11 protein-coding genes are annotated in these 13,437 nt (G+C 46.6%); 1 reads left to right on the forward strand and 10 read right to left on the reverse strand.

Annotated features, from left to right (window positions below):
• Positions 1–26: 26 nt before the first annotated feature.
• Positions 27–1,340, forward strand: a complete 1,314-nt coding sequence (locus ACX9NY_RS10890) for an MFS transporter (RefSeq protein ID WP_339260741.1) — start codon at positions 27–29, stop codon at positions 1,338–1,340.
• 139 nt (positions 1,341–1,479) lie between these two features.
• On the opposite strand, the gene ACX9NY_RS10895 is transcribed toward ACX9NY_RS10890, so the two are convergent.
• The 10 genes from ACX9NY_RS10895 to ACX9NY_RS10940 all read right to left on the reverse strand — a co-directional run bounded on the left by ACX9NY_RS10895 (position 1,480) and on the right by ACX9NY_RS10940 (position 13,427).
• On the reverse strand, positions 1,480–1,683 hold the full coding sequence (locus ACX9NY_RS10895; RefSeq protein WP_339242039.1) for a hypothetical protein: 204 nt from the start codon (positions 1,681–1,683) through the stop codon (positions 1,480–1,482).
• A gap of 76 nt (positions 1,684–1,759) precedes the next feature.
• Entirely contained in the window at positions 1,760–2,038 is a 279-nt protein-coding gene (locus ACX9NY_RS10900) for a YkgJ family cysteine cluster protein (RefSeq protein ID WP_339242037.1), read from the reverse strand.
• Between the two features lie 98 nt (positions 2,039–2,136).
• Positions 2,137–2,988 (reverse strand): chemotaxis protein, encoded by an 852-nt coding sequence (locus ACX9NY_RS10905; protein ID WP_339242035.1) that lies wholly within the window; start codon positions 2,986–2,988, stop codon positions 2,137–2,139.
• Between the two features lie 490 nt (positions 2,989–3,478).
• A complete protein-coding gene (gene treP / locus ACX9NY_RS10910; RefSeq protein WP_339242033.1) occupies positions 3,479–5,497 on the reverse strand; it encodes a PTS system trehalose-specific EIIBC component in 2,019 nt (672 codons plus the stop codon).
• Positions 5,498–5,525: 28 nt separating this feature from the next.
• Positions 5,526–7,247 carry an alpha,alpha-phosphotrehalase gene (gene treC / locus ACX9NY_RS10915; protein ID WP_339242032.1) on the reverse strand — a complete coding sequence of 574 codons (1,722 nt, stop codon included), beginning with the start codon at positions 7,245–7,247 and terminating at the stop codon, positions 5,526–5,528.
• Between the two features lie 365 nt (positions 7,248–7,612).
• Positions 7,613–8,968, reverse strand: a complete 1,356-nt coding sequence (gene dctA, locus ACX9NY_RS10920; RefSeq protein ID WP_339242030.1) for a C4-dicarboxylate transporter DctA — start codon at positions 8,966–8,968, stop codon at positions 7,613–7,615.
• Between the two features lie 238 nt (positions 8,969–9,206).
• The gene (locus tag ACX9NY_RS10925; RefSeq protein WP_339242027.1) at positions 9,207–9,899 is read right to left on the reverse strand and encodes a metal-dependent hydrolase; all 693 of its coding nucleotides are present in this window, start codon (positions 9,897–9,899) and stop codon (positions 9,207–9,209) included.
• 96 nt (positions 9,900–9,995) lie between these two features.
• A complete protein-coding gene (locus ACX9NY_RS10930; protein ID WP_472478573.1) occupies positions 9,996–11,687 on the reverse strand; it encodes a glycoside hydrolase family 13 protein in 1,692 nt (563 codons plus the stop codon).
• A 370-nt stretch (positions 11,688–12,057) separates the two neighbouring features.
• Positions 12,058–12,516, reverse strand: a complete 459-nt coding sequence (locus tag ACX9NY_RS10935) for a VanZ family protein (RefSeq protein WP_472478574.1) — start codon at positions 12,514–12,516, stop codon at positions 12,058–12,060.
• Positions 12,517–12,557: 41 nt separating this feature from the next.
• Positions 12,558–13,427 carry an effector binding domain-containing protein gene (locus tag ACX9NY_RS10940; protein WP_472478575.1) on the reverse strand — a complete coding sequence of 290 codons (870 nt, stop codon included), beginning with the start codon at positions 13,425–13,427 and terminating at the stop codon, positions 12,558–12,560.
• Positions 13,428–13,437: the final 10 nt, after the last annotated feature.

Consider the following 13,437-nt stretch of genomic DNA (forward strand, 5'->3'; position numbering starts at 1 on the left):
TGCACAGGCAGACTGGAGGGAACCACTTGAGAGTTTTACAACAGATTCATGCTGAAATTCGCGGCTGGTCCCGCAATATTCAACTTTTTTTCCTGGCAAGCATTCTGTATCAGATCGGAAATGGCATGTTCTCTGTCTTGTACAATCTGTACATTCAGGGGCTGGGTTATAATGATACAATGAACGGCCAGATCGTAAGTATTCAATCACTCGCAACAGCCATTATGTTTGTTCCTATCGGTCTATGTGGTGATCTGTTCAGTCGCAAGCGGCTGCTCATTACCGGGGCGTTGTTCAGCGGAATCTTCCTGATCGGACGCTCCTTCGATTATTCAGCTACAGGACTGATCTGGTTCGCGGTATTTTCCGGCCTTTTCGCTGGTGTATTCCAAGTACTGGCCATTCCTTATCTAGCGGAAAACGTCAAGAAAAGCCAGCGGCTGAAGATGTTCAGTTATTATTCATCCCTTGTGCTTGCTTCCCAGGTGCTTGGTAGCCTAGGTGGCGGTGTATTCGCAGATTTGTTACATACGGCAGGACTCGCCAAAGTGACAGGACTTCAGACGGTATTATTTGTTGGTGGTGCAGCAACACTCGCTGCATTCATTCCACTGTTATTTGTAACCGAGGACAAGGCCGTCCCGCAGACAACCACTTCGGCGCAATCTGATCTTCAACCCAATGCAGATCTTAAAGAACGTTTGACAAATACCGTAAGCACGAATGATTCAGTCACCAAGAAAAAAGATTCCCGACTGATTGGTCAGTTTGTAGTCACCCAGTTATTAATCGGATTAGGTTCAGGACTGGTTGTCCCATACCTAAATCTGTATTTCACCAATCGCTTCTCGGTATCTCTGAGTGGCATGAGTCTGCTGATTGCACTTGGTCAGATTATGACGATAGTATCCATGCTAATTGGTCCTACCCTGGCCGCAAGGGTCGGGAGTGTACGAGCCGTAGTCATTTTCCAGGTTATGTCGCTGCCCTTCCTTCTATTAACAGGTTTCACCAACCTGCTGTTCATCGCTTCATTGAGTTTCTTATTCAGACAAGCGTTGATGAATGCAGCCAATCCCATTCATTCAGCCATCCTGGTGGATCGCATCTCGGACAAGCGCCGCGGGATCGCCAATTCACTGATGCAGACAGCTTTCATGATTGGATGGGCTACCATGGGCCCTGTTCAATCCCATCTGGTCACCACATACGGAACGTACTGGGGTTACGCGATCACATTCAGCATCACAGGCAGTTTATATGTCATTTCATCATTGATGTACTACGTAATGTTCAGAGAACCCAAGCCTTCGGCTGCCTCTCTCGCAAGAGAAGCATGAACTGGACAATAACAGCATGATTGTTCCCATGCCAAAGAGAGTACCCTCTTGATATCACATCCTGCGGATACTCTCTTTTATTTGTACAGACTTCACTTCAGCGACATTAGGCATGTTCGATCATAAGCAAAATGACGACCTATGAATAAATTCGATTGTACATCCAGCCCACAATGCCTACCGTAACTACCGTTGCCCCAATAATAAATGCATAATACCCCATCTTGCTCTTGGACCCCGAAGTCTGATGGTCATAATAATCCGAGTTACGTCGGTAAAAGCCCATCCATAACTCTCCGATCATATTTACAACAACCAATACAAAACGTTTAACAAGCCCCATTGTATTCGCATCTCCTCTCCAGATCTACCTTCTTCCATATTAAGTATAATTATCCTATTTAATTAAAACAAGTCAATCAAACGACTTTCGGTGCAATGACAGTCGGTGCAGTTTCTTGCTCCAACCAGGTTAGAATATCAAATGCTTCCTGATCGGTGCTACCGCACATCTCTTCCTCAGCCTGCAATCCACTGCATACGGCAGGTCGCTCTTTTTGGCCAAAAATTCCGCAGCGATTATCATCTGTAAGCTGCACACAACGTACACCTGCCGGCTTGCCATGAGCCATGCCCGGTATCGGTGATGATATGGAAATGGCGATACAACATGCGGCACAGCCTGTCCTGCATTCCATACGTATTCCCTCCTCATTTCAATACTTATAGTACTTACAATACATGTTCAAAAAGATCGGTTTTCAGTATCAAGAAGATGGGATGAAGTAATAATCTTTTATATTGAACGATTTATCCAGGTCCAGGTTCGTGCAAGCCCCTGCGCGATTCTCCGATTCATGCTTCGATTGGAAAAATACCCTCCATGGCTTAGCGGATTCCAACTCATAGCTACGCCGCCGGAGTTCACTTCAATGTCTTCTTTGACCGCTTTCTCATAAGCCGGATCAATGGGGCGTAATGGATAACCCAGAATATCATCCCGATCGTAGAAGTTCACCCACTCCCCTTCCAGTCCGGCATAATACTGATTCACCTGGGCAGAGGGCACCTGAATTGGGCAACTAAAGTCATGGTAACGCAAACTCCATAAAGGCAGGGTTGTACCAAACGAGTAAAAATTAGTAAGCGTATCCCCCCGCTCCAACGCCGAGCTCACATCCACAACCTCAGGAATACGACTGGACGGATATTGCAGATCATAGAAGAAGTTACTCGCGATTACGGCACCCAAACTATGGGCAACTACACAGAGCGGAGCTTCGGGTCCGTTACGCTGTGCAAGGGTATGCATCGCCTGATTCAACGTTCGATGTACGGCATCATAGTTATGGCCTTGATTTTCCACAGGTTGATATGCAACCGCGTCAGCCAGGTAATGGATGACAAATCGTCGCAGCGACTGGTAATTCAATCCCGGAGAGCTGACGAGCTGTTGAAACAACATCTCTTCCCGCTCCTCAAATACATCCGCCCAATATACGGGCTCAATATCCAGCATCTGTTTGGAGGCTCCAGGCAAGACCATCACCTTGTCCAATTCCTTATGCAAAGAAGTAATCAGCTTGTCCGCGTACCCATCCTTCCGCATACCCAGCCCATGAATGACCATCACCGCAATACGTGTCATGGCTCTCCTCCTCATCGATCGCTAGGATCTCTTACTCCACCATATGAACGCCACCACTCGAACATGCCTGAAGCATGTTTTATTAGAAAACATACTATATAAAATGAGCTAAAGAATATTTACACTGCACACTCCGATGACAGAACAACCTTCCGATCGCTGTTATCCCCAGATTTATTTATTCCTTTTATAAAGGGTAAATCCGGGGATAGCATATGTTTCCGATGTAGCGTTCTTGCAGAAAGCTTGCAGGCGAAGTGTATGCTTTCGAAGCAGCTTTCTTTCAGAAAGCTTTTAGCTCCGCTTCTTCAGGTCCTCTCTGTCCTCTCCGTTTTGTGTAAATGTTTAGTTCAATTTATATAGGAACCTGTATTTCAAAAATGTGATTCTTCCATTTTATATACAGTTTACCATGATAACCATGGAAATAACGATCATACTGCAAAAAGGAGCTGCACATCACGCAGCCCCTTCATGTTGTTATATTTAATTAACCTTTCAGATGGACCTTCAACACACCATTTTGATTAGAGGTAACATCACCTGTTGTGACTTCTACCCGTTCAACCATATCTTGGCCATCTGGAATGATAATCGGTGTAATCAGCGGATATCCCGCATCTTCAATGACCTTACGATCAAATTCCAACAACTTTTGCCCAGCCTTTACGTGCTCGCCAGCTTCGACATGCATGTTGAAACCTTCACCCTTGAGCGATACCGTATTAATCCCTACATGGATCAGAACTTGTAGTCCACTCGCGTGTTCAAGAATCACGGCATGTTTACTCTTGATCACATGAGCGACTTGAGCATCGAACGGAGCTACGACCAGGTTGCCGGAAGGCTCAATGGCTACACCTTCACCCATCTGTTTCTCGGCAAAAGCCGGATCAGGTACTTGCTCCAGTGACACGGCCTGGCCTGTTAATGGTGCCATAATTTCCAGCGTATTCACTGCTTCGTCCCCTACTTGAGCTGCACTACGTGTGCGCTGGTTTGGTTCAGTTTTGGCAGTGGAAGAGGTAACCGCCGAAGCAGATTGCGATGTAGCCGCTGTAGGCTCAGCATCCGTTCCGTTGCTTGCATTACGATCTTCTTTTCTCAGTTTGGCTCTGCCAAAAAGGACCGTCAGTACAAACGGTACCACCAAGACGATCGCCATGCCGATGAAGAAGACGCCCCACTTGTTCGGGAAAATCGACAGGAAGCCCGGTACACCACCTACACCGATGGAAGTTGCCTGAACATTATTGATCGTCAGCAGCACACCACCAATTGCGGAACCGACCATACCGAAGATAAACGGATAACGGTAACGGATATTTACTCCGAAGATCGCCGGCTCAGTAACCCCGAGGAAGGCCGACACCGAGGATGTTGCCGCAAGTCCTCTCATTTTCTTCTCACGCAGGACAAGCATCATCGCAAGTGCCGCTGAACCTTGTGCGATATTGGACAATGCCAGCATCGGCCACAGGAACGTACCACCCTGGCTACCAATGAGCTGAACATCCACCGCAAGGAATGTGTGATGCATACCGGTGATGACGAGCAGAGCATATAGACCACCGTAGATCAGACCACCCAGCGCCGCGTATGAATCGTATACATAGATCAAGCCGGATGTAATTGCATTCGCAATGGCGAATGTAACCGGTCCAATAATCGTAAATGCCAGGAATCCGGTAATCAGCAATGTAACTGGTGCAACGACCAGCAGTTTAATCGAATCATGAACTCTTTTGTTCAGGAAAATTTCCATCTTCGCAAGCAGATAGGCCGATACCAGTACCGGCAGAACCTGCCCTTGGTAACCGATCTTCTCAATCTCCCAACCAAACAAATTCCATGTTGGTACTGTGCCATTATTCACGGCATCAGCATAACCGTATGCACTCAGCAGATCGGGATGTACCAGAATGAGACCAAGCACGATCCCGAGCAGCGGACTGCCGCCGAACCTTTTTACAGCTGCCCAACCAATGAGAGCCGGCAGGAACGTGAAGGCTGTACTTGCAATCGTATTAATAATGGACGCAAGATCTTTCCAGGCTGGGTAGACATCCACCAGTGATTTTCCATCAAAGAAAATGCCTGGACCTGTCAGAATGTTATTAATCCCGAGCAAAAGACCTGCCGTGATGATCGCTGGCAAGATTGGAATGAAAATATCCGAGAGTGTTTTAATCGCTCGCTGAATTGGATTTTGCTTTTTACCAGCAACCGCCTTCACATCATCCTTGGAAGAACGATCTCCACCGGTAATCTGAATCATCTCATCATAGACCTTATCCACCAGACCAGGCCCAATAACGACCTGGAATTGTCCCTGGGAAGAGAACTGTCCTTTAACCAGATCATTCTGATCCAGGCTTTCGGTATCCACTTTACTCTCATCATGCAAGGCAAACCGGAGTCGTGTAACACAGTGTGTTGCAGCTTCAATATTCTCTTTGCCGCCGACTGCCCGGACGATCTCCTCAACCTGTTTTTTATCAATTGCCATAGTGTCACTTCCTATTTATAAAATATGATTAGTCCTGTTGTGGTACAAGCCACATATAGGATGCATACGGACTGAGCAAGATTTCCTGCGTCAGAGCAGGGGCCGCCTCTGTATTACCAATGAGTAATTCAGCTGATTTGCCTGCAATGTGATCATTCCAGACCGCTTCCGGAAGCGAGAACGTGACGTCTCGTTTACTGAAGTTGGATACAACAATCAGGGTTTCACTTCCATTGGTCCGTGCGTACGCAAATACATCCGGGTGGGCATCATCCAAGCGTTCATACAGACCGTCGATCAGCACGTTTACCTGTTTACGCAGGGCAATCAATCTGCGGTAATGGTAGTAGATCGAATCCGGGTCAGCCAGCTGCTGTTCCACGTGAATGGAAGGATACCGCTCATCCACCTTCAGCCAAGGTGTTCCCGTAGTGAAGCCGGCGTTCTGACTTCCATTCCATTGCATCGGTGTGCGGGAGTTGTCCCGGGAACGCTCCTTCACGATCTCGAACGCTTCCTCCGCTGATTTCCCTCGTTCTTCCTGAAGCAAGCGGTACATGTTCGTCGATTCGATATCGCGGAACTCGCTAACGTCATTCCAGACTGGATTCGGCATTCCGATCTCTTCACCCTGGTATACATAAGGCGTACCTTGCATTCCGTGTATCGTTGTCGCGAGCATCTTGGCACTCTCGGCACGATAGTCACCATCATCAGCGAATCGGGACAGTGCTCGCGGCTGATCATGGTTATTCAGGAACAGCGCGTTCCATCCTCCACCCGCCTGCATGCCTGTCTGCCACTCACTGAAGAGCTGCTTCATCGCTTCAAAATCATACGGCATCAGTTCCCACTTCTGACCATTCGGATAATCCACTTTCAGGTGATGGAAGTTGAACGTCATTGAAAACTCCCGGGAAGCCGGGTTCGAATATCGGATACAATGTTCCAGTGTTGTGGAGGACATTTCTCCGACAGTCACCATGTTGTACGGTCCGAATACTTCGTCGTACATCTCGGTGATATATTCATGTACACGCGGTCCATCCGTGTAGTACTTGCGTCCATCACCAGGTGATACGCTGCCATCGTCATCCGGGAAGCGCTGATCTTTGGAGATTAGGTTGATCACGTCCATACGGAAACCGTCTACACCCTTTTCAGCCCAAAACTTAATCATATCCCGTACTGCTTTGCGTACTTCCTCATTCTCCCAATTCAGATCTGCCTGCGTTTTATCAAATAAAGTCAGGAAATATTGTCCCGTCAGTTCGTCATACTGCCAAGCAGGTCCACCGAACTTGGATTGCCAGTTGTTCGGCACACCGCCATCCGGGGCAGGATCTTTCCAAATATAATAATCCCGATACGGATTATCCTTGGAAGAGCGGGATTGCTGGAACCACTCATGATCGGTCGAAGAGTGATTCACCACGATATCAATCATCAGTTTCATATCGCGAGCCTTCAGACCTTTCAACAGCTCGTCAAAATCCTCCATCGTCCCATAATCCGGATTAATCCGGTAATAGTCCGCTACGTCATATCCATTATCATGTTGCGGGGATACATATACCGGCTGCAACCACACAATATCGATACCCAGATGCTGCAAATAATCAAGCTTCTCGGTTAATCCACGAATATCTCCGGTACCCGATCCGGTTGTATCATTAAAACTCTTCGGATAGACCTGATACACCGTTGATGTCTTCCACCAAGATGACGGAGTTGTATTGTTAGAACTCATGTTAACGCCTCCAATAAATTGTAATGCTCTCATGTGATGTTCTCGGTTAACTTCATATCTATATTACATAACTAAACATGTATATACAAGTTGAAACTATAATATGGTTATTCTTCGCCTCTTCTACACATTCCCCATAAACCTTTCCTCTGTAACATTTATTTTGGAATCAGCGTTCGTGAACTCCATGATATCTGTATTGGCACAAAAAAAACCGTCTGTTCTCCCTACATGTGGTGTGGGCAACAGACGGTATATCTTGGTTGAACTTTTTAAATGTACTCTGCTGTTTTTTACTTTTGTAATGGATTGTTATCATAGGGTTGCTGTCACTTGACTTCATCACCACAGCGGAGCCACGCCTCTTATGACATCTCTGGTGAAACGGAAGCTTTCCCTTGTTTGTCCTGCAGATTCAACTTCAGTAAGGAGAGCGCAGCTTGTTCTTCTCTTTCCAATTCAGCAGCACTGATCTCCCCAGACAGCACGGCACGCATTCGCTTTTGATCCAACAAACCTTCCCATTTTGCAACCACGAATGCTGCAACACAGTTGCCCATCAGGTTTGTGAAAACACGCATTGTATCCATAAAACGGTCTGCACCAAGCAGCAGAGCAACCGCTGCTACCGGAAAAGCATTGACGGCTACTGCCGTTGCGGACAGGGCCAGAAATGCGGAGCCAGGTACTCCTGCCATACCTTTGGAACTTAACATTAACACCAGCAGAATCGTAATCTGCTGCATCAATGTCAGTTCTATCCCTACGGCTTGAGCAACAAATACCGTTGCCAATGATAAATAGATTGAAGCGCCATCCAGATTGAACGAGTACCCCGTCGGCACCACAAGACCCACAACCGCACGATCGCATCCCGCCTTGGTTAGTTTGTCCATCATGCGTGGCATCACCACTTCCGATGATCCTGTTCCAATCGCCAGCATAACTTCAGCACGGGTATACTTCACAAATTGTAGGAAATTCAGCCCGGTGATCCACCAGGCAGCGAGTGCCAACATGATGAGAAACAACAGTGCTGCACCGTAACAGGCCAGAATCAACAGACCAAAGGACGACAATGTGGAAGCCCCATAGGCTCCTACCGTGTAGGCCATGGCTCCAAATGCACCAATCGGTGCAAGTTTCATGATATAACCGATGATGCGGAACACAATGCCGAGCAAGTTCTCAATCAGCGTCAGTACATTTTCTTTTGCCTTACTCTCCGTTGCTGCCAGCGCAACCCCGAACAGGCAGGCTACGAGCAGTACTTGCAGAAGTGCATTCTGTGCGAAGGCATCCACAACACTTGTCGGAATAATATTCATAATAAAGTCGACCGTGTGCGGTAACTCGGAACCATTCGTTTTCGCTTCAATGCCACTCGCGTCTATGGTTGAAGGGTTTACGTTCATTCCGGCACCTGGGCGAAGCAGATTGGCTGTCCCCAATCCAAGCACCAACGCCACTGTAGTTGCAATCTCGAACCACACGATGGCTTTCAGTCCGATACGACCTACCGAACTCAGATCTCCGATCTTGGCAATGCCTGTGACAATCACCATGAATATCAATGGTGCGATGATCATTTTGATCAATTTGATGAACCCTGTCCCGAGCGGTTGCAGCAAGCTACCCAGATCCGGCCACAGGATGCCTACCCCAATCCCGATGATTACCGCGACAATAATTTGAAAAAAAAGTGATTTCACAAATGACATGAACGCTCCCCCTGTTTGCGGTCAATTCGGATTTCCGTTTGGTTTCCGTGTAACTTTTTATATCATTCCAAACCAGAGTTCAACAATGGAATTTCAATGTTTTTGTCATTTGTACCAACTCTATCGGTGAAAATTGAACCTGAAACCGAAAAAAGACGAATATCGCGTCAGTTATCTTGACGTGATATTCGTCTTTATCCAAAAATACAATTATTATTGAACAGGGGTTAAATGTGGTTTACAGGGTAAGAGAATCTCCCGGGGCCAACACACGCCCTTCCAACCCTTTTGCAGCCAGCTGTTGCACGAAGTGTTCCGCATCCTGACGAATCACCGGGAATGTATCATAATGAACCGGAATCGTCAGTTTGGCATTGAACCATTCGGCCGCTTGCAGTGCATCCTCAGGTCCCATGGTGAAATGTCCACCGATCGGCAAGAAAGCTACATCAATGTCATGACGATCACCAATCATTTTCATATCCCCGAAGAGACTCGTGTCCCCTGCATGCAAAATCGTTTTACCACCAATAGTAATGATATATCCAGCAGGCAAACCTGCATACATAATCCGTTGTTCTTCTTCCAGCACAATCCCGGAAGTATGGAACGCCTGAATCATTTTGGCTTGAGCAAAGCCAAGATCCACCGTTCCGCCCATATTCATGCCGAGTGTATCCAGACCTTTCCAAGACATATATGTAGCCAATTCCACAATAGCCACAACTTTGGCGTTATTCGCTTTGGCGATAGGTTCAGCATCGAGGATGTGATCCATATGTGCATGTGTCAACAATACAACATCGGTCTTGATATCTTCAGGCTTCGTGACGGCAAGCTCGTTGCCACGCAGGAAGGGATCAATGATCAGTGACTTTTCTTCTGTGCCCAGCTGTACACTGGAGTGACCATGGAACGTAATATTCAACAACTCGGATTCCTCCCGACATATGTTTGGATTATTTTGAAACCACTATTGATTATAAATCATAGCTCTTCACCAACGCAAAAATGGATAACTTCCGTCTCACTGCTTCCTACGATATACCCTTGCTTCATATGGTTGAAGCTGAATAGCACCTTCATCGGTAGAATAACGTTTGCTGACATTGCTGATGATCAGCTTGGCATGCTCCGCATCCCACCCTTCAGGCCACTCCATCTCAGGCTCATGCCCACGGAAATTCAAAATGACCAACATCTGCTCATCATCCAGCGTTCGTGTATAGGCATAGATATTCGGATCATCCGGCAGCAGTAGTTCATACGCGCCATAGATCAGCACTTTATGTTGTTTGCGAAGTGCAATCAGCTTTCTGTAATAATTTAAAATGGATTGTGGATCACTTTCGGCATCAGCTACGTTAATCTCAGGATAATTATCATTCACCTGTATCCAGGGCTGACCTTGGGTAAATCCAGCGTGTTCCGTATCATCCCATTGCATTGGCGTACGGGCATTATCGCGACTCTTCAGCCAAATAGCCTGCATGACTTCATGCTTCGACTTCCCTTGACCAATGTAATGATTATAATAATTTTTCGTCTCAATATCCCGGTATTGCTCGATATTCGTAAAAGCGACATTGGTCATGCCGATCTCTTCTCCCTGGTAGATATAAGGTGTTCCTTCAAGTGTAAGCATCCACGTGGCCAGCATCTGAGCAGAACGCACTCGATATTTACCGTCATCACCAAAACGGGAGACCGGGCGTGGCTGATCATGATTGCCCATATAATTGGCGTTCCAGCCTCTACCATGCAAAACCGTTTGCCACCGGCTCATGATTTCTTTGAGATCGGTCAATTTCCATTCCTTGTAGTTCCACTTACCAATTCCGGAAGATTTGGCATCGATGAACATATGCTCAAACTGGAATACCATATTAAGTTCATCACGATCAGTCCCCACATAAGCCAGCGCTTGCTCAGGCCCAAGTCCCGAAGTCTCGCCAACCGTCATAGGTCCGTATGGTTTCAGGATCATGTTATTCAGCTTTTTCAGAATCGAATGGACTTGTTCCAGGTTGGAAAAGAGCTGATATGCCGGAACCACTGGCAGATTGTCCGGATTGTGGGCACTTGGCAGCCCCTCTGCCTTGGCGATATGCGCCACTGCATCGAAACGGAATCCGTCTACCCCTTTTTCCAGCCACCAATGAACCATCTCATACATCTCTTCCGCCATCTGTTCATTGTTCCAGTTGAGGTCGGGTTGCTGTTCCGAGTATAGATGAAGATAATACTCATTCGTTTCGGCATCATGCTTCCACACTGAACCTCCAAAATAGGATTCCCAATTATTCGGCACCTGGCCATTTTTGCCTGAACGCCAAATATAATAATCCCGCTTCGGATTCATCTTTGACGACCGCGATTCGGCAAACCAGGCATGTTCATCCGACGTATGATTCAACACCAGATCCATCATGATCTTGAGACCACGCTTATGTGCCTCTGCCAAGAGTCGATCAAAATCCTCCATCGTGCCATACTTTCGCAGAATGGCGTAATAATCACGTATGTCGTATCCGTTATCATGTCCTGGTGAATCGTAGATGGGACAGAGCCATATCACATCCACGCCCAAATTCTCCAAATAATCGAGCTTCTCACAGATCCCCTGCAAGTCGCCATACCCATCTCCGTCCGAATCGTTGAAGCTGTTCGGGTAAATCTGGTATACCACACTCTCTTTCCACCAAACGATATCGCCCACCTCGCTTTCATCTTTGTACTATATATAAATTGAACTAAAGGATATTTACACTGGACACTCCGATGACAGAACAACCTTCCAATCACTGTTATCCCCAGATTTTGCTAATTACCCCAATTAAGGGGAAAATCCAGGTATAGCCTATGCTTCCGATGCAGCTTTCTTTCAGAAAGCTTTTAGGCGAACGCGTTCGCTTCTTCAGGTTATTTCTGTCCTCTCCGTTTCGTGTAAATGTAGTTCAATTTATATATATAATCTCTGTATACGATATAAATAAGCCGTTAATATGTTTTATCCGAAATGATTCCCTTGTAAACATATGAAAGGGTTCTTATGCAAAAAGACTCGGTCATGGACCGCGATCTGCGGCTCAATTCCGAGTCTTTCCTGGTGATAATAAGAATAGCTTAAATCCGGCGTAACCAATCCAGGCACCGACTGTGTTCAGAATAATGTCATCCACATCGAACGAACCTACACGTGTAATCAATTGGATGACTTCAACACCAAGCAGAAGCAAAACAACTGTGGATGTGAAGATCAGGAACGAACGACACCTCCGAAACAACCAGGGAATCCAGATGCCCAGTGGAATGAACAATACGATATTGCCGAACAAATTCTTGACCCAGGCATCTGTATGGTACCTCTCCCTCTCCAATAGAAGTGGCCGAATGGTCTCAAAGGGGACGAGATTATATTGATAATACAAGCCTTGCGTTCGTCCACTGACAAACAGTAAATTGCCCATAATCAATAAGTATAACACTGCCATGAAACCAACCGTTGCAAGTATCAACTTGGAGTGGAGCCACGACTTTTCGTTCATTCCCTCTATCCTCCGACCTTGTTTTCCGCGAAGCGGTAGGTCTATTTTAACGGGATATAGATCTTCATGTCCAATTGTTCAGGAGTTGATTTCCAGACATCCGTCACTTCAAAGTCTGGTCCTTCCCTCCGTTCATAGTTCGACTGTGGCAGCCAACTGCCATAGATCATTTTCCTGATATCCTGCCCTGAGCCTTCCACGGTGAACTCTGCATACAATCCTCCCGGAATTTCAATCGAGGTAAAACCGGGTTCAAGCACCTGAGATGCTCCACTGCTCTCTTCACCCACAATAAAAGAAAATGCTCCATCCTCTTCGAAATGACAAGCCACACCATAAGCCATATCAGGGCGTGTCCTCTCCGGGATCGCCATGAATCTCTGTTCCACACCAAAATCGTGATAAAATCCAGGTATTTCAGCATAATGCTGATTGTCATTCAGGTTGGTCTTATATTCATAGCCGACAATCCAGTTCGGTTCCCGTGTGACCAGACGGGGTGTGTTCATATGGAATGTTCCATTAAGCGAAGTTCGATAATCATTGAAATCAATGCTCTGTTGCATCTTCAAAAGAGACAACTGATCCGCTTCCAACTTGCGCAGCTTCGCGGGTGTCATTCCAAAGTAGGCTGAAAATGCACGGGTAAACGCCTCCTGAGATCGATAGCCAAAGTTCATCGCAATATCCAATATGCCTTCCGACGAGCCCCGCAGCATCCCGATAGCTTCCGTTAATCTTCGTCTGCGCACATATTCCAGTACAGTGAATCCGGTGATCGCCTGAAATAAACGTTGAAAATGAAACGCCGAAAAGCTCGCAGCAGCAGACGTCTCTCTGATATTAAAATCATCCTGCAAATGCTGCTCCAGATACTCAATCGCAAGCTGAATTCGTGTGTAATGATCCATAGTGACGGCT

Source organism: Paenibacillus sp. CB74, assembly GCF_055687625.1.